General features: G+C 58.7%; 13 protein-coding genes and 4 pseudogenes. 6 read left to right on the forward strand and 11 right to left on the reverse strand.

From position 1 onward, the window contains the following. Position 1: 1 nt before the first annotated feature. The 3 genes and pseudogenes from AB4N76_RS29100 to fdnG form a co-directional block, all read right to left on the reverse strand. Positions 2 to 649 (reverse strand): annotated as a pseudogene (locus tag AB4N76_RS29100) (formate dehydrogenase subunit gamma); the annotation flags it as partial. Then, positions 646 to 1,581, reverse strand: coding sequence for a formate dehydrogenase subunit beta (gene fdxH, locus AB4N76_RS29105; RefSeq protein ID WP_460163902.1), 936 nt, complete (start codon positions 1,579 to 1,581; stop codon positions 646 to 648). The pseudogene AB4N76_RS29100 and the gene fdxH, both read right to left, overlap by 4 nt. Further along, positions 1,582 to 4,647: a formate dehydrogenase-N subunit alpha gene (fdnG, locus tag AB4N76_RS29110; RefSeq protein WP_139348125.1), complete on the reverse strand. Its 3,066-nt coding sequence runs from the start codon at positions 4,645 to 4,647 to the stop codon at positions 1,582 to 1,584. 354 nt (positions 4,648 to 5,001) lie between these two features. On the opposite strand from fdnG, the gene AB4N76_RS29115 reads away from it, so the two are divergent. From AB4N76_RS29115 to AB4N76_RS29130, 4 genes and pseudogenes are all read left to right on the forward strand, one after another. Beyond that, the gene (locus tag AB4N76_RS29115) at positions 5,002 to 6,156 is read left to right on the forward strand and encodes a MalY/PatB family protein (protein WP_046033172.1); all 1,155 of its coding nucleotides are present in this window, start codon (positions 5,002 to 5,004) and stop codon (positions 6,154 to 6,156) included. Between the two features lie 240 nt (positions 6,157 to 6,396). Next, positions 6,397 to 7,740: a cation:proton antiporter gene (locus AB4N76_RS29120; RefSeq protein ID WP_460163903.1), complete on the forward strand. Its 1,344-nt coding sequence runs from the start codon at positions 6,397 to 6,399 to the stop codon at positions 7,738 to 7,740. 260 nt (positions 7,741 to 8,000) lie between these two features. Further along, positions 8,001 to 8,228 carry a hypothetical protein gene (locus tag AB4N76_RS29125; protein ID WP_223525560.1) on the forward strand — a complete coding sequence of 76 codons (228 nt, stop codon included), beginning with the start codon at positions 8,001 to 8,003 and terminating at the stop codon, positions 8,226 to 8,228. A gap of 295 nt (positions 8,229 to 8,523) precedes the next feature. Continuing rightward, positions 8,524 to 9,001: pseudogene (locus AB4N76_RS29130) on the forward strand (hemerythrin domain-containing protein). A gap of 67 nt (positions 9,002 to 9,068) precedes the next feature. On the opposite strand, the gene AB4N76_RS29135 reads toward AB4N76_RS29130, so the two are convergent. Further along, positions 9,069 to 10,991: a hybrid sensor histidine kinase/response regulator gene (locus AB4N76_RS29135; protein ID WP_046033168.1), complete on the reverse strand. Its 1,923-nt coding sequence runs from the start codon at positions 10,989 to 10,991 to the stop codon at positions 9,069 to 9,071. Between the two features lie 147 nt (positions 10,992 to 11,138). Here AB4N76_RS29135 and AB4N76_RS29140 point away from each other — a divergent pair, with 147 nt between their 5' ends. Continuing rightward, positions 11,139 to 11,891, forward strand: a complete 753-nt coding sequence (locus tag AB4N76_RS29140) for a DJ-1/PfpI family protein (RefSeq protein ID WP_460163904.1) — start codon at positions 11,139 to 11,141, stop codon at positions 11,889 to 11,891. Here the strand turns inward: AB4N76_RS29140 and AB4N76_RS29145 are convergent. The 3 genes and pseudogenes from AB4N76_RS29145 to AB4N76_RS29155 all read right to left on the reverse strand — a co-directional run bounded on the left by AB4N76_RS29145 (position 11,872) and on the right by AB4N76_RS29155 (position 16,839). Further along, the gene (locus AB4N76_RS29145) at positions 11,872 to 12,771 is read right to left on the reverse strand and encodes a zeta toxin family protein (protein ID WP_046033167.1); all 900 of its coding nucleotides are present in this window, start codon (positions 12,769 to 12,771) and stop codon (positions 11,872 to 11,874) included. The genes AB4N76_RS29140 and AB4N76_RS29145 overlap by 20 nt on opposite strands. A 128-nt stretch (positions 12,772 to 12,899) precedes the next feature. Then, a complete protein-coding gene (locus AB4N76_RS29150; protein ID WP_460163905.1) occupies positions 12,900 to 15,179 on the reverse strand; it encodes an ATP-dependent DNA helicase in 2,280 nt (759 codons plus the stop codon). After that, positions 15,176 to 16,839, reverse strand: a pseudogene (locus AB4N76_RS29155) (VRR-NUC domain-containing protein). Before AB4N76_RS29155 ends, AB4N76_RS29150 begins: the two are co-directional and overlap by 4 nt. A 171-nt stretch (positions 16,840 to 17,010) precedes the next feature. Here AB4N76_RS29155 and AB4N76_RS29160 point away from each other — a divergent pair. Next, on the forward strand, positions 17,011 to 17,235 hold the full coding sequence (locus AB4N76_RS29160) for a YgdI/YgdR family lipoprotein (RefSeq protein WP_046033166.1): 225 nt from the start codon (positions 17,011 to 17,013) through the stop codon (positions 17,233 to 17,235). Positions 17,236 to 17,271: 36 nt separating this feature from the next. Here AB4N76_RS29160 and AB4N76_RS29165 read toward each other — a convergent pair whose 3' ends face one another. From AB4N76_RS29165 to AB4N76_RS29180, 4 genes and pseudogenes are all read right to left on the reverse strand, one after another. Next, positions 17,272 to 19,125: a polyurethane esterase gene (locus AB4N76_RS29165; RefSeq protein ID WP_046033165.1), complete on the reverse strand. Its 1,854-nt coding sequence runs from the start codon at positions 19,123 to 19,125 to the stop codon at positions 17,272 to 17,274. A 168-nt stretch (positions 19,126 to 19,293) separates the two neighbouring features. Next, complete coding sequence (locus tag AB4N76_RS29170; RefSeq protein WP_046033164.1) at positions 19,294 to 20,658, reverse strand: TolC family outer membrane protein; 1,365 nt, start codon at positions 20,656 to 20,658, stop codon at positions 19,294 to 19,296. A gap of 2 nt (positions 20,659 to 20,660) precedes the next feature. Further along, positions 20,661 to 22,011 (reverse strand): annotated as a pseudogene (locus tag AB4N76_RS29175) (HlyD family type I secretion periplasmic adaptor subunit). Next, positions 22,008 to 23,783 carry a type I secretion system permease/ATPase gene (locus AB4N76_RS29180; protein WP_460163906.1) on the reverse strand — a complete coding sequence of 592 codons (1,776 nt, stop codon included), beginning with the start codon at positions 23,781 to 23,783 and terminating at the stop codon, positions 22,008 to 22,010. The pseudogene AB4N76_RS29175 and the gene AB4N76_RS29180 overlap by 4 nt, the downstream one beginning before the upstream one ends. Positions 23,784 to 23,872 lie beyond the last annotated feature (89 nt).

Consider the following 23,872-nt stretch of genomic DNA (forward strand, 5'->3'; position numbering starts at 1 on the left):
CCTTTTTGCTGATGGGCCGGTCCGGTTGTTCGTCGCGGGTCACTTCGCGGTACCAGAGTTCATGGTGTTTTTTCGCCCAGGGGCGGCTGACCCAGCCATGCACCATGGCGCTGACCGAGCCCTTGATCCAGATGCCGGCGTAGATGTGGATGATGATGCTGAGCACCAGTACAAATCCGGCCAACGCATGCAGCAACATCGCCCAACGAATAAGGGTGATGCCAAAGTACGCACTGAAATACGCGCGCCAGATCACCAGTCCGGTCAACAGCAGCGCCAACATGCAGGCGAGCAAGGTCCAGAACAGCAGCTTCTGCCCGGGGTTGTATTTGCCGATGGGCGGCACACCCTCCTCCTCGTTTTGAATCACCTTGTCGATCCGCCTGAGCCACAAGCCGTCGTTACGGATAAAAAAGTTGGCCCGCCAGAAGCGGATCACCAGGCCCAGGAACAGCACGAACATCACCACGCCCATGAACGGGTGCAGGATGCGCGTCCACGGGCCACCGCCAAACAGGTTACTGAGCCAGAACAGCGCCGGATGAAACAACGCCAGCCCGGACAGTGCGGCCATGAAAAACAGGATCGCGACCAGCCAGTGATTGGTGCGCTGGCCGGCGGTATAACGCAGGATCGTTTTGTTGCTCATGGCCTGTCCTCCCGCCGCGGATCATAGGTATGAACCGATGGGTCAACCTCATGCACCGCCAGGTCTTTACCTGGGGGATGCTCATCCTCTTCCACCACCTGCGGCCCGATGCGCACGTAATGGAAGAACCCGGCCAGCACCGCCAGGCCCATAGCGAGCAAGCCCAGCGGTTTGCTCACGCCTTTCCACAATCCCACCAACGGACTGATTGCCGGGTCTTTCGCCAGCCCGGCGTACAGCTGCGGCGCGTCGGCGTGGTGCAACACATACATCACGTGGGTGCCGCCAACGCCGGCCGGGTCGTACAGACCGGCATTTTCGAAGCCACGGCTTTTCAAATCGACGATGCGCTCGGCGGCGTGTTCTTTCATGTCTTCCTTGGTGCCGAACACGATCGCCCCGGTCGGGCAGGTTTTCACGCAGGCCGGTTCCAGGCCGAATTCGACCCGGTCCGAACACAGCGTGCACTTGTACGCCTTGTGGTCCTTTTGCGAGATCCGCGGAATGTTGAACGGGCAGCCGGTGATGCAATAGCCGCAGCCGATGCAATGGTCCTGGTCGAAGTCGACGATGCCATTGGCGTGCTTGATGATCGCCCCGGGGCTTGGGCACGCGGCCAGGCAGCCGGGTTCGGCGCAATGCATGCAGCCGTCCTTGCGGATCAGCCACTCAAGGTTGCCGGCATCGGTTTCATGCTCGGTGAAGCGCATCAGGGTCCAGGTTTCTGCGCTCAGGTCCTGCGGATTGTCGTAAGTGCCAAGGTTGTGCCCGACATCGTCGCGCAGCTCGTTCCATTCCGAGCAGGCGACCTGGCAGGCCTTGCAACCGATGCACTTGGTGGTGTCGATCAGTTTGGCCACTTCCTCCTGATTGCGCACCGAAGGCGGGACTGTCGTGGTGGCCGAACGGGCAATGATGTCTTGGCTGGCCATTTAGACTTTCTCCACGTTGACCAGGAATGACTTGGATTCCGGGGTCTGTGTGTTGCCATCGCCGAGGAACGGCACCAGGGTGTTGGTCAGGTAACCGTGGCGCGTAAGCCCGGTAAACCCCCAGTGCAACGGGATACCGATCTGGTGCACCACTTGATTGTTGACCTGCAACGGACGAATCCGCTTGGTCACCACCGCCACCGCTTCAATGTGGCCGCGCTTGGAACTGACGCGCACGCGGTCACCGGCGACGATGCCCTTCTCCTTCGCCAGCACTTCACCGATTTCGACGAACTGTTCCGGCTGGGCAATGGCGTTGAGCTTGCAATGCTTGCTCCAGAAGTGGAAATGCTCGGTCAAGCGATAGCTGGTGGCGGCGTAGGGGTAGTCCTTGGCCACACCGAGGGTATCCCACACCGAATCGAAGATCCGCGCCGCCGGGTTACTGGTGGCTTTCTTGTTTTGCGGGTGCAGCGGGTTGATGCCGATGGGCGTCTCGAACGGCTCGTAGTGCTCTGGGAACGGGCCTTCGTTCATTTTGTCGACGGCGAAGAACCGGGCCACGCCTTCGGGGTTCATGATGAACGGGCTCATCCCCGCTTCCGGTGGCACGTCGGCCTTGTAGTCGGGCACATCGGTGCCGCCCCACACTTTGCCGTTCCACCACACCAGGCGTTTTTTCGGATCCCACGGCTTGCCTTGCGGATCGGCCGAAGCACGGTTGTAAAGAATCCGTCGGTTCGCCGGCCAGGCCCAGGCCCAGCCTTGGTGCTGATGCATGCCAAACGGATCGCTGTTATCGCGCCGGGCCATCTGGTTGCCGGTTTCGGTCCAGCTGCCACAGAAAATCCAGCAGCCAGACGCCGTGCTGCCGTCGTCCTTGAGCTGGCTGAACGCGGCCAGTTGCGCATTGCCCTTGATCGCCGCGCCCGTGGCATCGGTGAAATCGGTGGCGGCGTAACCGTTGATTTCCTTGGCCAGTTCTTCCGGTGTGGGTTCGTCGGCAATCTTGTACTGCCACGACAGCTTGAGGATCGGATCGGGATATGCGCCGCCCTTCGCCTGATAGCGCTGGCGCAGACGCAGGAACAGCTCGGCCATGATCCGGATATCGGTTTGCGCTTCGCCCGGACCGTCCGCGCCTTTCCAGTGCCATTGCAGCCAGCGGCTGCTGTTGACCAGCGAGCCGTCCTCCTCGGCGAAACAGGTGGTGGGCAGGCGAATCACTTCGGTCTGGATGTCGGCACTTTTCACATCGTTGTACGGCCCGACGTTGCGCCAGAACTCCGAGGTTTCGGTGGACAGTGGGTCCATCACCACCAGCCATTTCAATTTGGCCAGCGCCGCCATCACCCGGTTCTTGTCGGGTAACGCCGCAATCGGATTGAAGCCTTGGCAAAAGTAGCCATTGACCTTGCCCTGCCCCATCAAGTCGAACACTTTAAGGATGTCGTAGTTGGGGATGTCCAGCTTCGGCAGGTACTCGTACGCCCAATTGTTCTCCACCGTGGCATTGGCGCCGTACCAGGCTTTCATCAGGCTGACGTGGAACTTGCTGTAGTTCTGCCAATAGGACAGTTGCCCAGGCCGCAGCGGTTTTTGCGTGCGTTTGGTGATGTACGCCGCGTAATCCTGTTCGGCATCGCCCGGCAGCGTCAGGTAACCCGGCAGTGAGTTGGACAGCAAGCCGAGGTCGGTCAGGCCCTGGATGTTGGAGTGCCCGCGCAAGGCATTCACGCCGCCGCCCGGCATACCGACGTTGCCCAACAGCAATTGCACCATCGCCGCGCTGCGGATGATCTGCGAGCCGATCGAATGCTGGGTCCAGCCCAAGGCGTAAAGAATCGTCATGGTCTTGCCCGGTACCGAGCAAGTGGCGATCTCCTCCCAGATTTTCTGCATGGCATCGACCGGCATTCCGCAAATCTGGCTCGCCAGATCGATGTTGTAGCGGCTGTAGTGCTGCTTCATCAGTTGATAGACGCAGCGCGGGTCTTGCAGGGTCGGGTCGACTTTGACGAAGCCGTCCTCACCGAGCTCGTAGCCCCAGCCGGACTTATCGGTGTAGCTGCGCTTGGCCACGTCGTAACCGCTGAAAATCCCGTCCTCGAAGCCATACCCGGCTTTGACGATGAACGACACGTCCGTGTAGTTGCGCACGTACTCGTGCTGGATCTTGTCTTCGGTCAGCAGGTAATTGATCAGACCGCCCATGAACGCGATGTCGGTGCCGGTGCGAATCGGCGCGTAATAGTCGGCCACCGAGGCCGTGCGGGTAAATCGCGGGTCGACCACGATCAGCCGCGCCTTGTTGTGCGCCTTGGCTTCTGTCACCCATTTGAAACCGCACGGGTGCGCTTCTGCTGCGTTGCCGCCCATCACCAGAACCAGATTCGCGTTGGCGATATCGGTCCAGGTATTGGTCATGGCACCACGGCCGTACGTCGGGGCAAGACTTGCCACCGTCGGGCCGTGTCAGACACGCGCCTGGTTATCAAACCCCAGCATGCCGAGACTGCGAATGACCTTGTGGGTGATGTAGCCCGCTTCGTTGGACGCCGCCGATGCCGCGAGGAAACCGGTGGTCAGCCAGCGGTTCACTGTTTGGCCCTGGGCATTCTTCTCGATGAAGTTGGCATCACGATCGGTCTTCATCAGGTCGGCGACGCGATCCAGCGCTTCATCCCAGGAGATGCGCGTCCACTCGCTGCTGCCGGGCTTGCGTACCTGCGGGTATTGCAGCCGACCGGGGCTGTGAATGAAATCCAGCAGGCCAGCGCCTTTGGGGCAAAGGGTGCCGCGGTTGACCGGGTGGTCGGCGTCACCTTCGATGTGGATGATATTTTGTGCGACGTTCTTCGCGTCATCGCCCAGGCTGTACATGATCAACCCGCAACCAACCGAGCAATACGGACAGGTGTTGCGGGTTTCATGAGTGTGGGTGAGCTTGAAGTGACGCACCTGTTCGGCAAAGGCAGGCGTCGGGGCCATGCCCAACGCCCCCAGGCTAGAGCCTGCAAGGCCGATGCCGGCGACCTTGAAGAACTGACGACGGCTGAGGTCCATCGTGCACTCCTGATCAGGTGGAAATCCGGTGCTTTGCCGGACTTTTCAATCAATCACGGTGGCGGCAGACGGACTGCCGACACTTCAAACTGTAGTCCGCGCATTGGCAATCGGTGTGAAAACCGACCGTCGGCCAGTTGTCGGCCTCTGTACCCGTCGGCACGATCCTTGTGGGAGCGGGCTTGCCCGCGATGGCGGTGGGTCAGCCGATATAAATGTTGACGGTGCCGAAGCAATCGCGGGCAAGCCCGCTCCCACAGGGTTTTACTGCGGGCTTTCGCGAGCAGGCTCGCTCCCACAAGATTTGGCGCTTATCATGGCCGGCATGATTAATCCGCCGTTACGAGACCGCGCATGACTTTCGATTTTGATCAGGTGTTCGACCGCCATAACACCGGTAGCACCAAATGGAGCCGCTACCCGGCCGATGTGTTGCCGATGTGGGTGGCCGACATGGATTTCGCCGCACCGCCGATGATCATCCAGGCCCTGCAAAAACGCCTGGAACACCCGATGGTCGGCTACAGCGTGGCCCCGGACAACTTGCGCGAAGCCATCGTCGCCGACCTCTGGAACAAATACGCCTGGCGCATCGAGCCGCAAGAGCTGATCTTTCTGCCGGGCGTCGAGTCGGGCTTCAACATGGCCCTCAAAGCGCTGGTCCAGCCGCAACAAAACGTCGTGGTGCAGGTTCCCAACTATCCGCCACTGCGCCACGCACCGGGCCATTGGGGCCTGAACAAGGTCGAGCTGAATTTCAATGAGCAGGCCGACGGCACCTACACCACACCGCTCGACACCCTGAGCCAGTCGCTGCAAGGTGGCGGCGCGCTGCTGCTGAGCAATCCGCACAACCCGCTGGGCAAAGCCTTTCCACGGGACGAACTGCAAGCAATTGCCGACATCTGCCTGGAACAGGGCGCGTGGATCATCTCTGACGAGATTCACGCCGAGCTGTGCTTTGACGGGCGCAAGCACGTACCGATGGCGACCCTGAGCGCGGACATCGCCCGGCGCACGATCACGCTGATGTCGGCGAGCAAGGCCTACAACATTGCCGGCCTGAAAACTTCGTTCATGATCATTCAGGATCGCGCCCTGCGTGAGCAGGTCAACCACGCCCGTTGCGGCATGGTCGACAGCGTCAACCCGCTGGGCCTGGAAGCCACCCGCGTCGCGTACAGCGAAGCCGGGCCATGGCTGACGGAACTGAGCGCTTACCTGCAAAGCAACCGCGATTACCTGGTCGACGCCGTTCGCACCCGCCTGCCGGGTATCACCATGAATGTGCCGCAAAGCACCTACCTGGCGTGGCTCGACTGCTCGGCGCTGGGGTTGGACAACCCGCAGCAGTTCTTCCTGGAACAGGCCAAGGTCGGCTTGAGCCCGGGCCTGGATTTTGGCGATGACGCCCGGCAATTCGTGCGCCTGAACTTCGGCTGCCCGCGCGCGTTGCTCGAAGAAGGCATTGCGCGGATGGAGCGCAGTTTGCGTAACCACAAGGCCTAGCAACAACGACTATTCCCTTTGTAGCAGCTGGCGCAGCCTGCGTCCGGCTGCGAAGCAGACGCCACAAACACGACTGCTGCGCAGCCGGACGCAGGCTGCGCCAGCTGCTACAGGGTGTGGTTTCGCCAGAAAAAATGAACCCCTGCCAAATTTCCCCCTCAATACTTGTAAGCCCACATCACGGGCCGCTGAAGAGTCATGCACGAACCATCGCGACACCTGCCTGGCGAGTAGCAAACCATGAGTTTCATCCTGTGGGTCGCGGTGTTGGGTGTCGTGCTGTTGACGTTGGCACTGACCTCCTCGTACCTGCGATGGATGCCAGTGACCACGTCGGCGGTGTGCCTGGTGCTGGGCGCTGTCATTGGACCAGGCGCCTTGGGTTTGTTGAAGCTGAACACCGATGACGCAGCCAACTGGATGGAGCACCTGACGGAAGTCGCGGTGCTGTTCTCGTTGTTTGTCTGCGGACTGAAATTACGCTTGCCGTTCAAGGATAAAAACTGGCGGATTGCGGTGGGGCTGGCGGCGCCGGTCATGGTGTTGACCATTGCCGGCGTGTGCCTGCTGTTGCATTACGGGTTTGCATTGTCCTGGGGCGCGTCGGTATTGATCGGTTCGATTCTCGCACCGACCGACCCGGTACTGGCCAGCCTCGTGCAAGTCAACGATGCCCGGGATGACGACCCCGTACGTTTCGGTCTGTCGGGCGAAGCCGGGCTCAACGACGGGATCGCCTTCCCCTTCGTCATTCTTGGCCTGCTCTTGTTGCAACATGACAGTCAACCCGGCTGGCTGGGGGACTGGTTATTGCGAAGCGTGTTGTGGGCGGTGCCGGCCGGCGTGCTCAGCGGATACTGGATGGGGCGCGGCATCGGACGCCTGACGTTGTTGCTGCGAATCCGCAACGATGACAGCACGCTGTCCCCCAATGACTACCTGGCCCTGGCCCTGATCGCCCTGGCGTATGTCGGGGCCGAGTCGATCCATGCCTATGGGTTTTTGTCAGTGTTTGCCGCCGGCCATGGCCTTCGTCAGGAAGAGGTCAACACCACCCGTCATGATGAAGTGCCCGCCGAACATCTGGTCCAGCCTGTGGTCGGTCATCAGAACGTCGAGCCGCAGCATGCCGTACATGGCGATACCGAGCACCTCGAAGACACGCAGGTTGCGGCGGGCATCATGATGGGTGACATGCTCGCCTTCGGCAGCCTGGTGGAACGGGCCATGGAAGTGTTTCTGGTGACCCTGCTCGGTGTCGTACTGATTGCACACTGGGACTGGCGCGCACTGCCGATCGGGGCGGTTTTGTTTTGCCTGATCCGGCCGCTGTGTGTTGCCGTCATACCATGGGGGCCGCTACTCGACTGGCGACAAAGGCTGTTGATCGGCTGGTTCGGCATACGCGGAATCGGCAGCCTGTACTACCTGTTCTACGCCTTGAACCATGGGTTAGGGCAATCAACCGCGACGGTATGCACCGACATGACGCTGTCCTTGGTAGCCTTGAGTATCCTGGCTCACGGACTCAGTACCCAACCCATGCTGGAGCGCCATGAACACCGGAAAAAACAAATAAATTGATTTTTCACTCAAGCGTTTATGCCGTGGATTATCTATTTTTTTGCGCAAAATTTTTTGAAACCCTATGGGGTCTGGTGGTCACAACATCAGCCCCACCCGCCTGACATTATCTGGCGGGCCTGGCAGGTCTGGTCCCCCTGCGGCGAAGACGTTTTTTATAAGGGACCCCACATAAAAACAAGGTGCCGGTCATGATCCAGTGTTCTTCCTCCGATCAAATCAAAGCCTGCCGTGCGTTCGCTCTGGAACGCAATCGTCAGATGTTCGAAGAAGCCCAAGCGTTAAGCCGTAGTGCTTTTGAGTTGCTGGAGGGCGACGATCTGGACGCAGAGCAGTTTGATCGCTATCAAGCCCTGCGTCGAAAAGCTGATGTGAAGTTTCAGGAAGCGATTGAGCATCTGCGCCTGCTCAACGAAGATTTTCCGCCCATTCCGAGGTCGGCCAATCAGTCTCATCAGTTGCGCGAACAGCTTGAAGAGCGGGCCTGAGCGTCGAAAAAAACCCGGCAATTGCCGGGTTTTTTTTGACTCCAAATTCATGTTTGAAACGGTAAGACGTAGACACGTTGCAGCGCTTGGTCGTATTGCACTGCGAACTGCATGGGCCAAATCCTGGACTCATGCAGCCTGCACGACCGCAGCGAACCACACCGGCGTTTATGTGATTGATTTTTATGGAATCTTGATCAGGCTGAATGGCGGCACGCCTTATGCTCAATCACCTCAAGCGACTGTCGGCCAATGAGTCCGTTCGCTACCCCCACGTTGATTTGAGAGACTGACCATGAACGCCATTGATCTGTTGAAAGCTGACCATGAACGTGTAAAAGGCATCCTGAGCCAATTAAGTGAGTCCACCGAACGCGGTATTAAAAAACGCGCAGAGTTGTTGGCCAAACTGGAAATGGAAATCAGCATTCATACCCGGCTTGAGGAAGAAGTCCTGTACCCGGCTTATAAAAAGGCCGGAGGCAAGGAGCAGGACGTGATGTATTACGAAGCCAAGGAAGAACACCGCACCGTGGACTCATTGGTGCTACCGGACCTGAAAGTGACCGATCCTTCCACTCCCGAGTTTGCAGGTCGAGTCAAAGTGGTCAAGGAGTTGCTGGAACACCACATCGAAGAGGAAGAAACGGAGATGTTCCCCTCAAGCGAAAAAGCTGCTGGGGAAAGCGACCCTGGAAGAGTTAGGCGCACAGATGGAAACGTTGAAGGCGCAATACAAAAAAGAACTGGGCGACGGTAACCTCGCCGCTTGATCTTGAGATACCAACATCAGGAAAGCCCGGCGTTTGCCCAAACGCCGGGGATTTTGCAGGGCGGCAATCACTTCATGGCCTGGGCAATGACTTCCACCAGATTGAGTTGAGTGAAGGGTTTGGACAAGCGCGGCAGTTCGACCGCAAAACCCTCCAGACGCTCGGCGTATCCGGTAGCGAGGACAATCGGCATTTCCGGCTTCTTCAGCCGAATGGCCTGTGACAGTTGCGCGCCATTCATATGAGGCATGGCCATGTCGGTAATCACCAGGTCGATGTTCTGCTCACTGTCGAACAATTCGAGCGCCTGAGCACCTGAGGCCGCACTGATCACCCGGTGACCGAGGTCTTCCAACAGCAGGCCGGTACTGGTCAACACAAGGCTGTCGTCGTCGACTACCAATACACACAACCGGGCCACCGGTTCTGATTGTTCTTCTTCGATGGCCGCCTTGATTACTGACGTGGTCGTAGCAACAGGAATCCATAATTCGGCAGTGGTGCCGATGTTCTTGTGACTCCTGAGAATGAACCGCCCGCCCAGTTGTTCGATAAAGCCATGCACCATCGACAGCCCCAGGCCCGTACCTTTACCGACGCCTTTAGTGGTGAAAAACGGATCCATCGCTGAAGCCAGGGTGTCAGCGTCCATGCCTTCGCCGGTATCGGTCACGCTCAAGCAGACATACGGACCGTTATCAAGCGATAACGCGGCTTGGTCGCAAAGCTCGGAGGACTTGGCCGAGATGATGATTTTACCGCCGTCGGGCATGGCGTCCCGGGCATTGGTGACCAGGTTCAAAACCGCCAGTTCGAGCTGGTTGACGTCCGCCATGACCGGTTTGAGTTCTGTTGAAAACTGCATATCGAGCGCTACGGAAGGCCCCAGAGAACTGCGTAACAACCCACTGATGCCTTCCACCAACGCGGGTATTCCCACGGATTCGGACTTGAGTTCCTGACGTCTGGCAAAGGCCAGCATGCGCTGAGTCAGGGTCACACCGCGCAAGGCACCCTGCCGGGCGTTGTCGACCAAACGAGTCAATTTCGGGTCGTCCCCTACCCGTTTGCGGACGATTTCGAGATTGCCGAGGATGACCGTCAACAAATTGTTGAAATCGTGGGCGATCCCGCCGCTCAATTGGCCGATGGCCTGCATCTTCTGCGCCTGGAACAGCGCTTCGCGGGTCTGCTCCAGGGCTTGCTGTGCCTGGGTGGCTTCGGTGATATCACGGGTGATCTTGGCGAAACCAAGCAACCTGCCGGTCTCGCCCCATATCGGATCGACCACCACATGGGCCAGAAACCGCGTGCCGTCCTTACGCACCCGCCAGGCCTTGTTTTCGAATCGCCCCTCCTGTGTGGCAATCGCCAGGGCCCGCTGCGGCTCACCGGCTGCGCGGTCTTCAGGGGTATAGAACATCGAGAAGTGCTGGCCGATCACTTCTTCGGGCCGGTAGCCCTTGATGCGCTGGGCGCCAGGGTTCCAGTTAGTCAGGCGTCCCTCGGGGTCGAGCATATAAATGGCGTAGTCGGTGACGCTTTGAACCAGCAACCGAAACTGTTGCTCGCTTTGCTTGAGGGTTTCCTCGGCGATTTTCCGGTCGGTCAGGTCCCGGGTGATCTTGGCATACCCCAGCAATTTGCCGCTCGGGTCGACAATCGGGTCGATGACTACGTGCGACCAGAAGTGCGTGCCGTCCTTGCGCACCCGCCAGCCTTCGCCTTCGAATCGCCCTTCCCGATTTGCCGTGTCCAGCGCCCGCTGGGGCAAACCGGCACGTCGATCTTCTTCGGTATAGAACCTTGAAAAATGCTGGCCGAGAATCTCCGCTTCCTCATAACCCTTGAATCGCCGGGCGCCAGAGTTCCAGCTGGTGATGATGCCATCCGGATCGATCATGTAGATCGCATAGTCCACCACTGCATCAATCAACAGGCGAAAGCGCATTTCCTCGATGGAGTTTACTTTGGACGACTTCTCACTCATCGACTACACCCGGGATTAACATTTTTATGGAGTATGCGGTAAACCATGGGTTTGGAAAGCCGCAAGGTGCATGTTCGGTGGAGTACTGGCACCAGACCCCCTATGCTCGATGCCAATGGCCATTTCTGGCTGACAAAAGGCGCCCCCATGATCCTGATTCTGTTGCCGACTTCTGACTACGACCCGACCGAGAGCAGCGTGCCTTGGCAAGCGATGCACAGAGCCGGGATCGATGTGTGCTTTGCCACGCCCTCAGGATTGCCTGCCTACGCCGATTCGCGGTTGGTGGATATCGGTTTTGGCCCGCTGAACCCTTTATTGATGACGCGCGAGCCTGATCTTGACAGCTACAGGCAGATGATCGAAGACACGGCCTTTCGTAAACCGCTGTCCTACGCCGATGTCGACCCAAGCCAGTTCGAGGGCCTGCTGATTCCTGGCGGCCATGCCAAGGGCATGCGCAGCGTGTTGGAATCCACTCAGGCACAACAAATTGCCCTGCACTTTTTCAAGGCCGACAAACCGGTGGCCGCGGTGTGTCACGGTGTTTTGCTGCTCGCCCGCACGGTTGATCCCGACACCGGGCTTTCAGTGTTACAAGGGCGCAAGGTCACTGCACTGGTGGCCAACACCATGGAATTGCCGGCCTGGGTAATGACCGCTGCCTGGCTTGGGCGTTATTACCGAACCTACCCGCAGACTGTCGAGGCGGAAGTCACCGCCGCCCTTTCCAGCCCCGCAGATTTCCTGCGGGGCCCCTCTCTCGCCGTACGTGATTCAGCAGACCAGCCACAACGAGGCTTCGTCGTGCGCGATGGCCAGCTACTGACCGCTCGCTGGCCGGGAGACTGTCATCGCTTCGCCGCCGAATGGCTACGACTTATCGGTACACGTATTTGACGATGTAAGCCTGCAGGTCGTTGTAGACAAAGTCAGGCACTTGCGCTGCGTGTGCCTGGGTTTTGAGCAGTGCCAGGTGGCATTCCTTAACCATCTCGTCACGTTCCCTCTTGGTGTAGATGTGGTTGTTGATGATGTTGCCATAGGTGCTGTAAGCGGTTGGGGCCGTAGGAGAAACGACATCGGTGGCGGCGTTGGAATAGATTTTCTGGAAACGCGAAACCCGCTCTTTCAATCCACCCAGCCCACGTTCATACACCGTGATCTGTGAGCCGCTGACTGCTTTCGAGGCGGTCTCGAAGGCCAGGATGATTGCTTGTGCGTTACTCATGCCGGCTTCCAGCGCCGACACCGTGACAAACCGTTCGAGCTCCCTGTTTTCCAGGCTCTTGAGTGCTCTCTTGATACTGGACAGGTGGGCGAACGCTTGATTGCAACCTACGATGTGCGTCTCGAACTGGTAACCGGCAGCGGTTGCCAGCGGAGGAAATGCGGCGAAATCGATGCTGTCGAAGGCGCACTCCACAATGATGTTGTATTTGAGGGTGAAGGCTTCGGTGAAGATCTTGGTACTGAGTTCTCGAACGAAGGTTTCCGTGTGCTCATAGGCATGCAGGACGCCGAGCTTGATCATCTCGGCATACTGGGGGTGTTTTTGTCGGTATTCGGGCACGTAAAGACGAACGAATTGCTCGTAGCGCTGGGTGGGTAAGAGGTGGTTTTCCAGTAGGTAGGTTTTGCCGGAGCCTTGCAGCCCCGCAACAATCAATACCTTTGGGGTGGCCTGGGCGATGATCCCGCTGAACAACGAGGTCTTGATTTCATTGAATGCAGCCGTGACCTGCGCCGGGGTGTAAGCGTAATTCGGTGCAACTGACATACCTTGATTTCCTTATCAAAGATTCGCTTGAAAGTGATTACCTGCCCTTTGAATAAAGCGGTGATCGGGCGTTTGTTCAAATCGGCGTGTCTTTCAAGATATGTCGCTGTTCTATAACGTAAAAAGTCCTACTCGAAAGCGCGAAGATTCGTCGGTTCAAACGCCCACCAGCGTGGCAATAGCTGTTTAACCTTGCTGTCGCCAAACCGGTCGTCAATCAGCATGACGACCCCTTGGTCCTGCTGGGTACGGATCACTCGCCCTGCCGCTTGCACCACTTTCTGCACGCCTGGGAACAGGTAGGTGTAGTCATACCCGGCACCAAACAGGGCGGCCATGCGGTGTTTCAGCTGTTCATTGACCGGATTGAGTTGCGCAAGGCCCAGCGTGGCGATGAAGGCGCCGATCAAGCGTGCGCCAGGCAAATCGATGCCTTCACCAAACGCACCGCCCAACACCGCAAAGCCAACCCCTTGGCTGTGCGTGGTGAACTGGTCGAGAAAGTCCTGACGCTGTGCCTCCCCCATTCCCCGGGACTGCGACCACCGTGTGATGTGCGGATGACGCTCGGCCAGTAACTGCGCCACTTGCTGCAGATAATCGAAGCTGCTGAAGAACGCCAGATAGTTCCCGGGACGCTCGCCAAATTGCCGGGCGATCAGCTCGACAATCGGCTCAAGCGACGCCTGCCGGTGGACGAAACGTGTCGAGATCTGACTGACGATGTGCACTTGTAACTGATCCGCCTGAAACGGCGACTCGACATCAATCCACACCGTATTTTCAGGCGTACCCAGAAGGTCGGCGTAATAGTGCTTTGGACTGAGGGTTGCAGAGAACAAGACCGTGCTGCGCGCAGCGGTCAGGCGCGGGCGGATGAAGCCGGCCGGCACTACGTTGCGCAGGCATAGCTGGGACAATGGCCGCTGGCGGTCGAGGTCGCGCTTGCTGATGTCGAACAGGAACTGTTCATCGAAGCATTCGGCCACCCGGCAAAATTGCAGCATCTCGAAGTAGAAATTTTGCAGGGCGCTGTCCAGTCCCTGCGGGTGATCGTTCAAGTAGTCACCGATACTCGCGCTGCACGAAAACAAGGCCTGAAGCAGCTTTTCCGGTGCTTTGTTGTACGCCTGATAGGCACCGAGTTGCCGGTTATGCAGGGCATTCCACTCCCGATTGACCCGCTGCAAAGCCTTTTTCAATGCTTCGGGCGCGGTTTTGCGTATGTCACGCAGAGTCGATTGATCAAGGCTGGCGCTGTACATCTGCCGGCCGCGCTCCACCAGGTTGTGGGCTTCGTCGACCAGCACCGCGACGGTCCAGTTATTGGCTTGGGCGAGCCCGAACAACAGTGCACTGAAATCGAAGTAATAGTTGTAGTCAGCGACCACCACGTCTGCCCAGCGGGCCATTTCCTGGCTCAGGTAATACGGGCAAACCTCATGATCCAGGGCGACTTGGCGCAATGCAGCCTGATTCAACAGGCTCAGGTGGCTGGCAGCTTGACGAGCGGCAGGCAAACGATCGTAGAAACCCCGCGCCAACGGACAGGATTCGCCATGACAGGCCTTGTCCGGATGCTCGCAGGCCTTGTCCCGGGCGATCATTTCCAGCACACGCAGTGGCGGCGCATCGGCGCTTTGTTGAATGACCTGGGCAGCGTCCAGCGCAAGCTTTCGCCCCGGCGTTTTGGCGGTGAGGAAGAACACTTTGTCCAGTTGCTGCGGCGCCAGGGCCTTGAGCATCGGAAACAGTGTGCCCACGGTTTTGCCGATGCCTGTCGGCGCCTGCGCCATCAGACAGCGACCGGTACTGACGGCCTTGAACACCGATTCAGCCAAATGCCGTTGCCCAGGACGAAACCCGGCATGGGGAAAAGCCACTTGCTGCGCCGCTTGATTGCGCGCCTCGCGATGGGCCATTTCCTGCTCGGCCCACTGCAAGAACAGCTCGCAGTGATGCTCGAAGAACTGCTGCAGGTGTACTGCGCTGAACGCCTCGACCAGGCAAGTTTCCTTTTCGCTGACGATGTCGAAATACACCAGCGCCAGGTTGATCTGTGTCAGCTCCAGTTTTTGACACATCAACCAGCCGTAGATCTTCGCCTGCGCCCAATGCAGTTGTCGGTGATTGGGCGGTTGTTTGCTCAAGTCACCGCGATAGGTTTTGACTTCTTCCAGGCAGTTTTGCCCAAGGTCATAGCCATCCGCCCTGCCCTTTACCTTCAGGGTTTTGTGCACGCCTTCAAGGGCGATTTCGCTTTGATAACCGTCACTGCGCCGGGACGCGACGGTACGGTGCCCGACGATGCCTTCCAGCGCCGTCGGCGACGGGGTGAAACGCAGGTCGAGGTCGCCGACCTTGGCGGTAAATTCGCACAATGCCCGTACCGCGATGCTGTAGCTCAAGCGCCCGGCTCCGCCCATTGCACGTAGCAGACGGCAATGGGCATTTGATGCTCGTGACAGAACTCCAGCCAGCGCAGTTGGTTGTCTTGCAGCCGGTCGCCGGGGCCTTTGACTTCGATCATGCGGTAGGTCTTGTGCTGGGGCCAGAACTGAATCAAGTCCGGCATGCCGGCGCGGTTGGCCTTGATATCCAGCAACAGTCTGTTGAACCAGTGCTTGAGGTGTTCGGCCGGCAGGCAATCGAGTGCCTGGTCCAGCAACGTTTCGCTCAGCCCCCAAAATACAAAGGGCGACTGAACGCCCCACTTTGCGGCAAACCGCTCACGAATCGTCTGCCGGTAACGGCCGTCATCGAGCTCAGCCAGGCAGGCGTCGAACAACTCGGCCCGGCGCGCTGAAAAGTCTTCATGCAGCAGGTCAGCCGGCCCACGCTGGAACGGGTGAAAGAACGCCCCCGGCACTGGCGCGAAAATGGCCGGCCAGCACAACAATCCGAACAGTGAGTTGATCAGGCTGTTCTCGACGTAATGCACCGGCGCCAGTTCTTCGGCGAGGTGGGCCTGAACGTAACCTTCCACCGATAACGCCAGATCGGTTCTTGGCAGTTGCAGGTCCAGGCGTTCCATTGGCCGGGGGCTGACCGTTTGAGCGCCGGACCTCCCAGTTTGCGTCGCAGCCTGGGCAATACTCGTAGCAAATGCTGATGCTCGGAGGCGCTTTGCGGCGATTGCTCGGCATGCGTCGCCAGGTCCAGGGCGAGTTGATAGTCACCACAACGCTCCAGCACGCGAATCAACCGCACGCGGGCGCCGGGAAAGGCACAGTCGCGGTAAATCGTCAGCGCACCGGCGAAATCGGCGATGCGCTCGCAATGCTGACCTATCTGAAACAACAACTTGTCGCGACGTCGCTGCAGCCATGGATTACCAAGTGTCAGGCCGTTGATCCGCTCGACGATGGACGCCACCGGTTCGCCCGCCTCGAAATGCTGCTGGCATTGATGCAGGAACACACAGGCGTCCACATCCTGGCGACTGTGCAGGCCCCTGGATTCGAGGCTGAACTCGACTTTTTCATAGGTGAAAATGCCCAGATCGGCCAGCACGAACTCCGACCAGTCCTGATACAGGTTGCCAAAGAACATCAGCCGAAACCGGTCGCACAGGTCCATGATGGTCAAGGTGAACAGCCGGTCATGCAGTGCCGGACACCATTGGGCAAAGCGTTGTGCCTCGGGAAACTGTTCACTCAACTGTGCGAGCCAATCGGCCTTTTTGCCCTTCGGTTGATCGATCAGCGCGCCGAAGCATTGAAGAATTTCGCCCTTGAGCAGCACCTCGAATAATTCCTCGATGTGCAAGGGCGTCGTCTCATCAATCCAGCCCGCCGCCAACAACGGTGCGACAGCACTGGCGATGTCACCGATCTCGACGTAACTGAGTTTACCGGCCCGAAAATGCACGCCCTTGCGCATCACCATTCTGACCAGCAGCGCCCGCGACTCCCGAGGCAGCCGGGCGAAATCACGGATGAAGGCGTGTTCTTCTACACTTAATACATCGGCATAACGATGTTCAAGCCAGTCAAGCACTTGCATGAAGTTGTTGAGGTAATAGAACGGATCGTCGAGGGGGTTTGCAGTCACAGGGAAAAGCGCCATGGCAAGCGAGTACTGGTTATGCGTACAGATAACAGTTCCCCGCGGTACGGTGCAAACGGAAAAGGATAAGCGGCGGCGTTATTCAGTCATTTTCGGGCAGGCATCGAACTTTCTGCCAATCGATGGCACCAACCGACATAGAGGTTTTTTACAGCATTGCATGAGGTGAACATGAACATCAAAACCTTGGGTCTACCACTGGCCGCAGCAGCCTTGTTAGCCCTGGCCGGCTGCTCGACACCGACGGTCGTGACCCTGCAAAACGGCACTCAGTATTTGACCAAGGACATGCCGAAAACCAAGACCAAGGACGGATTCTACGAATTTGAAGATATTTCCGGCACCAAAATCAAGGTCAACTCCAAGGATGTGGCCACGGTGCGCCCGGAAGACTGAGGACCGCGAAGGGGGCCTTACCGGCCCCCAACACTGTCAGGCAATCACAATCCCCGAACCGGACAAACTGTCCAGTCCAACCCCCACCAACGTCACCGAATCCCCACCCAATGTCAGCACCGTGTCATGCCCGACGGTGGTGGCATGTGCCCGAAAATCATCGATGGGCGCCACGCCCTGAACCCCGAGAAACACCAGTTTGTCGTTTGCCTGATAGCCCACGACCCGGTCCTGGCCAAAGGCGCCACTGAACAGGAACGTATCGACCCCGCCTCCCGACTCCATCAGGTCATTCCCCGCCCCGCCAACAAAGACATCGTTGCCTTTGCCTCCGATCAGTTGATCGTTACCGTCCAGGCCAAACAACCAATCGCCCGTGGCCTGCGCCTTGAGCGTATCGGCCCCGGCGCCACCCTTCACCGATGAGGCGTATGCGGTCACGTTGTTGCCGGTCACTAGCCCGTTGGCCGTCACGCTGTGGGTCACATCGTCCTTGAACAGCCCCCACAGGAATCCCGGTTCCTTGCTGACAATGCTGCCGATGTCGCGGGTAATGCTGATGCCGCCATTGGCATCGCGCAGGTACAAAGTGCCGGCGCCGTCATTGGCAAACTCGACGGTTTTCACCGACTGCTGCAACTCCAGCATGTTATTGCCCTTGCCGCCCAACAGGATGTTGTAGCCGCCGCCATCGCGGAAGGTGTCGTTACCGTCGCGGCCCTCCAGGTAGTCGGTGCCTTGCCCGCCCTGAATCAGGTCGTTGGCGTCGCTGCCGATGATGAACGTGCTGCCCTTGTGGGTTTCGGCATTACGGTTGAGGTCCTGAACCCAGGTATTGGCACGCGCCGGGTCCGACAGGTTGGCGACGATGATCGTCGAGTCTTTGCTGGTGAGGTCGTAGAACTTCGATTCAATCACCCGGTTCATGCCGTCGCCGTAAGCGGTGGGCAAATGCGAGATCCAGGTCGGGATGTTGAGAATGGAATACGGCAGCACATTCCACGCCGTCGACGCGTAGTGATCGTTGAAGCTGACGATGTTGTCGGTCGCCGACTCCTTGGCGGCATCGTGCACACCCACCGATGACAGGTTGAACGATGAACCGTCGAGGGCCCGGAACACAGGATCGTTTTCATAGCCGACGTTGAGTACTTTGTCGGTGCCACTTTGAGTCGGCGACGCGTAGGCGATGTAGTTGGAGTCCGCGAAAAACCCGCCCCACTTATCCGTGCTCAAGTCCGCCAGGCTGTTGACCGCCAAGCCGCCGAGGCTATGGCCGCTGACCACAATGTTTTTACCCGACAGGCCATTGGCCTGGGCGAACGCCGCCACGTCGCCGAGCAGGTTGCCGAAGGCTTCGCCGACATAGTTTTTTGCATAATCCTTGGGGCCCAACGCCGCCAGCAGATCGTTGATCACGTCACCAATGGAATCGCTGATCAGGGTTTCTCGTGGGCCGCTGGTGCCGCGAAAGGCGATGCCGATTTCGGTCAAGTGTCCCTGAGCATCGTACTTGCCGAGGATCTCGACTTGCGCACTGGTGTAACCGGCCTTTTCGCCGAAGAACGTTCCGCGAGCGTCAACCTTGCCGTCATAGCCCAACTGCGTAGCGGTGATCGGTGTCCAGCCGGCTTTTTGCACCGCGTCCAGTGCGGCTTTTTCCGAATCCGGGTTCCAGGGAATGCCGGGGATGACGCCCTGTGAATCGGTGCCGCCCAGCAACGCGGTGACCAATGTCGCGGGCAAACCCAGGCCGAAACCGTTGTGCTGATAGCCGGTGGCAAAGCCGTTGTCGAGGTTGTGATAGGAATACAACGTGATGGCCATGGCGTCTGTGAACAACGCCTTGGAGTCTGCCGTGTTGAAGTTTTTGTAGTCGTACACACCCATTGGTATTGCCTCTCTTTGTTGGAATTGTCAGAGATGGCTCACAACCAGGACGCCTCGATCACGAAGCGCCCCGGAGCCTTTAGTGCATGCAGCCTTTACGCAAACGTGATGCCTGGCGCCGACAGGTTTCAGCCCGACGCAGGCTACGCCAGCGGCTACAGGTTCAACTCATTGGGTTGTCGGACCTTGGCCGAACGCCTCGTCTACCTTGGCCAGATCCTGTTCGCTCAAGGTCCCCGCGTAGTAATGCAACTTGGTCCAGGCCATCAAGTAGTCATAGCGTGTCTGAGCCAAATCCCGGCGAGTGGTAAAGAGTTGTTGTTCTGCGTTCAGCGCATCCAGGTTGACGCGCTCGCCACCCAGGATGCTTTGCTTGGTCGACACCACCAGCGCTTCGGCAGACACCAGGGCTTTTTGATAGGCGCGCAGCTTGTTGACGCCCGACAGGCAGGCGCTGAACTGTCGGCGCAGCTGGATCATGGTTTCCCGGGTCTTGCCATCCAGTTCGTACTCGGCCTGTTCCATGTTGCGACTGGCCTGGCGGGTGGACGCCGATACCCCGCCACCGGCATACAGCGGCACATTGACTTCGATGCCAATGGTGTTGGTGTCGTAACGCTGGTTATAGGTGTTGCCGCTTTCCGATTCGTTCTGGCGCGCCGAGGCATAGGCACTGACTTTGGGCAGGTGGCCCGCGCGGTTGCGTTCCACTTCATAACGCGCCACTTCCACGGCCTGACGCTGGGAGGCCAGGCTCGGGTTATTGGCCACCGCCATTTCGTGCCAGGTGTCGTAGTTGGCCGGTTGCAGGATGAAGGTCTGGAAGTGCTGGTCCAGCGGCGCCAGGTCGGCGATGTCGATCGTCGGGACGCCAATCAGCGCACCCAGCTCACGCAAGGACGCATCCTGCTCGTTGCGCGCCTCGATTTCTTCAGCGGTCGCCAGTTCGTAACGGGACTCCGACTCAAGCGTATCGGTGCGCGTGCCCTCGCCCTGGCGGAACATCTGCTCGTTCTGCTGGAACTGCTGCTCGTAGGCCTTTTTCCGCGCCTGCGCAATGTCGATCTGATCCTGGGCAAACAGTGCCTTGGTGTAGTTCTCCAACACCCGCACCAACAGCTCCTGGCTCTTGCCGCGAAAGGCCTCATCGGCAAACAACGACTGCGCCACGCCTTTGCGATACGCCGCGTAAGCTTCGTAATCGAGCAAGGGTTGTTGCAGGGTCAAGGTCGAGCCGTAACTGCTGTAATTGCGGTCATCGGTCTGATTTTGCCGACGCTCATCAAGGTAGGTGACCTTGGAGGTGTTGCGTCCCTTGTTGTAGTTGTAAGCCAGCTTTGGCAGCAGGCCAGCACGGCCAATAAGGCGGTTTTCAAGGCCCGCATCGCGTTCCTTGATCGCGCCAAGGAACACCGGGTCATTGCGCAACGCTTGTTCGTAAATAGCGAACGGCCCCATGGCCATCACACTGTTGCACGTCAGCAACACCAGGGTTGCCGCGAGCAGGGAAAGCTTATTCATACAGCCGAACATCCTTATTCCTCGGTCAACGCGGAACCTGCCCGGTCGAGCAGCGGTTTGAACAGATAGTTGAGGAGTGAACGTTCACCGGTCCGCACGAACATTTCCGCCGGCATGCCCGGCTTGATCACCAGCCCGTTGAGTTTTTCCATGGCCTGGTCGCTGACGCTGCTGCGCAACACGTAGTACGGCGCGCCGGTTTTCTCGTCGACCATTTGGTCGGCGGAAACCAGGCTAACCTCGCCGGGTACCCGTGGCGTGCGGCTTTGGTTGAAGGCGGTGAAGAGAATGTCCACCGGCAAATGGGTGCCAACCTTGTCGATCAGGTTGATCGGCAAGTGCCCTTCCACTTCCAGGCGGGTGCCCTGCGGCACGATTTCCAGCAAGATTTCACCCTGGCGCACCACGGCGCCCTCGGTATGCACCCCGAGGTTGACCGCGATGCCATCGGCGGTCGCGATGATCTCGCTGTGTTGCAGGTTGAACCCGGCAGAGGTCAGTTGCTCCTTGAGGGTCACACTCTTGAGTTGCGCGTCGGCCAGTTGGGTGCGGACTTCTTTCTGATACTCCTCGATGTGCTGTTGCAGCTTGAGTTTCGCTTCGAGGATGCCCTGCTCCACGCGACCGCTTTCGCCGGTGTTTTCGGCCAATTGTTGCTGCACCTGCGACAGCTGGCGCTGGTATTCCAGTAGACGGTTACGCGGGATGTAGCCGTTGTCCGCCAAGGGCTGAAGGTTGCTCAGTTGTTGTTGCAACAGAGTTGGCCTGGGCCGTCAGGTCGGTGCGGGCACGGCGCATGCCGGCCAACTGCGCGCTGGCGCCTTCCATGTTGGCGCGCAACCCGCCCTGCTCGCGGAAGTAGGCTTCGCGGCGGCTGCTGAACAATTGCCGCTGACCTTCGAGCACCAATGCCAATCGAGGATCCGCATCCTTGATCAGTTCGGCCGGGAAGTTCACTTGCTTGAGGTTGTCCCGTTCACTTTCCCAGCGCGCAACGCTGGCCCAGGCCATGCGGTATTGCGCCTGCAACGAATCGACATCGGCCGCGACCTGGGTCTGGTCGAGCTGGAACAGCGGCTGGCCCAGCTTCACCACTTGCCCCTCGCGCACCAGAATCCGGCTGACCACACCGGGACTCATCGATTGCACGGCTTTGCGCTTGCCAGACACCACAACGGTGCCCTGCACTGCAATGCCCTGATCAAGTGGGGCGAGGCTGGCCCAAGTGAAGAAACTGCCGGCACCGACGATGGCCAGCATCCAGCCCATGCGGGCAAAAAAACGCGCATCGCGCTCGGGACGTTCAGTGAGGTAATCGTGTTCCATCGTCGCTTCGCTTTCGGTGTTCATGCGTGCGCTGCTCATACACCCGAATTCCTTGTCGTGGGCTGATACTGCCGGCTCATGCTGAGCCCGCCCGCTGCTTGCGGCGCTTTCTCACGTTGTTGATCCTGAGCACCGGAGAGCGCCTTGAGCACGTCCTGGCTTGGCCCAAATGCCTGCAATCGCCCCTCATTGAGCACCAGCAATTTGTCAGCCTGGGCCAATGCCGAAGAACGGTGAGTGACCAGAATCACACTGGTGCCCTGAGCTTTCATTTGCGCAATGGCGCCGGCCAGCGCGGCTTCGCCCACGGTATCGAGGTTGGAATTAGGCTCGTCCAACACCACCAGGCTCGGCTTTCCGTACAACGCACGGGCCAGTGCCACACGTTGTTTCTGGCCACCGGACAGGCCGCCGCCGTCTTCACCCAGCACCGTGTCGTAGCCCTGCGGCATGCGCAGGATCAGTTCATGGACCCCCGCCTGCTGTGCAGCTTCGACGACCTTTTGTGGATCGGTTTCACGAAACCGGGCGATGTTTTCAGCAATGCTGCCGCTGAACAATTCGATGTCTTGGGGCAGATAACCGATATAGGGGCCCAGGTCATCGCGGTTCCAGCGATGAATGTCCGCACCGTCCAGTCGAACCGTGCCGCCAAGGGTTGGCCAGACGCCGACGAGCACTCGGGCCAATGTCGATTTGCCTGAACCGGAGGCGCCGAGCACGCCCAGCACCTCCCCGGCACCCAGGTTGAAATTGACCATGTGCAGTGTTGCCGTACGTTGCCCAGGTGGGCCAGCGCTGACCTGCTCGAAAGTGATCTGCCCTTTCGGCGCAGGCAGGGTCATGGCCTCGTCCGTCGGTGGGAAGGCTTGCAGCAATGCATCAAGACGGCGGTAGGCGAGCTTGGCACCGCTCCACTGTTTCCATACGGCAATCAACTGATCGATGGGGCTCAGGACGCGGCCCATCAGAATCGAACCGGCAATCATCATCCCGGCCGTCATGTCGCCTTTGATGACCAGCAAGGCGCCAAGGCCCAGAACCAGAGATTGCAGGCACAGCCGCAAGGTTTTGCTCAGGGAACTGATGACGGCGCCGGTGTCGCTGGCCTGGTTCTGCAAGCTGAGAAAGCGCGAATGCACCTGGAACCAGCGTTTGCGCAACACGCCGAGCATGCCCATCGCCTGGATGGTTTCAGCGTTGTGCAGGTGACTCGTCGCCAATTGGCTGGATTTCTGGGAAAAACCGGCAGCCTCACCCAATGGCTTCTTGGTCATCATTTCGTTGAGGCAGGCAAGGCCAATCAGTACCAGCGCGCCTACAGTCGCGAACACACCGAGCCAGATATTGAACAGGTAGATCACGAACAGATAGACCGGAAACCAGGGTGCGTCGAAGAAGGCAAACAGCGCAGGACCGGTGACAAACTGACGAATGTGCGTCAGGTCCCCCAGGGACTGCCCGGCATTGCCCTCGCCTTTGAACAGGTTGCGCTCGAACGCAGCCTGATAAACCCGCAGGTTGAAACGTCGCTCCAGTTGGCTGCCAATGCGGATCACGATGAAGCTGCGGATAATTTCGAGAAGCCCGATGAACGCAAAGAACCCGACGACCATCAGCGACAACATGGCCAAGGTCGTTTCGTTTTGCGAAGACAACACTCGGTCATAGACTTGCAGCATATAGATGGACGGGACCAGCATCAGCACATTGATCAATGCGGTAAAACAACCGACGCTGATCAAGATGCTTTTATAGTCGCCCAACGCCTTGAACAACGGTGGGGTGGCTGGGGCCTTAGCCATCTTCATTGATTTTTCCTGAGATGATATTCATCGCCCTGTTTTGGCGAGGTTTCAATTAACTGTTTGTTCGCAGTTCCAGACATTCTTTGTCAGTT

Source organism: Pseudomonas sp. S2_F03, from assembly GCF_054668335.1.

Coding starts and splice junctions, on each gene's coding strand:
- fdxH (WP_460163902.1), bottom strand. CDS start 1,581: ATGGCCAGCCAAGACATCATTGCCCGTTCGGCCACCACGACAGTCCCG.
- AB4N76_RS29115 (WP_046033172.1), top strand. CDS start 5,002: ATGACTTTCGATTTTGATCAGGTGTTCGACCGCCATAACACCGGTAGC.
- AB4N76_RS29120 (WP_460163903.1), top strand. CDS start 6,397: ATGAGTTTCATCCTGTGGGTCGCGGTGTTGGGTGTCGTGCTGTTGACG.
- AB4N76_RS29125 (WP_223525560.1), top strand. CDS start 8,001: ATGTTCGAAGAAGCCCAAGCGTTAAGCCGTAGTGCTTTTGAGTTGCTG.
- AB4N76_RS29135 (WP_046033168.1), bottom strand. CDS start 10,991: ATGAGTGAGAAGTCGTCCAAAGTAAACTCCATCGAGGAAATGCGCTTT.
- AB4N76_RS29140 (WP_460163904.1), top strand. CDS start 11,139: ATGATCCTGATTCTGTTGCCGACTTCTGACTACGACCCGACCGAGAGC.
- AB4N76_RS29145 (WP_046033167.1), bottom strand. CDS start 12,771: ATGTCAGTTGCACCGAATTACGCTTACACCCCGGCGCAGGTCACGGCT.
- AB4N76_RS29160 (WP_046033166.1), top strand. CDS start 17,011: ATGAACATCAAAACCTTGGGTCTACCACTGGCCGCAGCAGCCTTGTTA.
- AB4N76_RS29165 (WP_046033165.1), bottom strand. CDS start 19,125: ATGGGTGTGTACGACTACAAAAACTTCAACACGGCAGACTCCAAGGCG.
- AB4N76_RS29170 (WP_046033164.1), bottom strand. CDS start 20,658: ATGTTCGGCTGTATGAATAAGCTTTCCCTGCTCGCGGCAACCCTGGTG.
- AB4N76_RS29180 (WP_460163906.1), bottom strand. CDS start 23,783: ATGAAGATGGCTAAGGCCCCAGCCACCCCACCGTTGTTCAAGGCGTTG.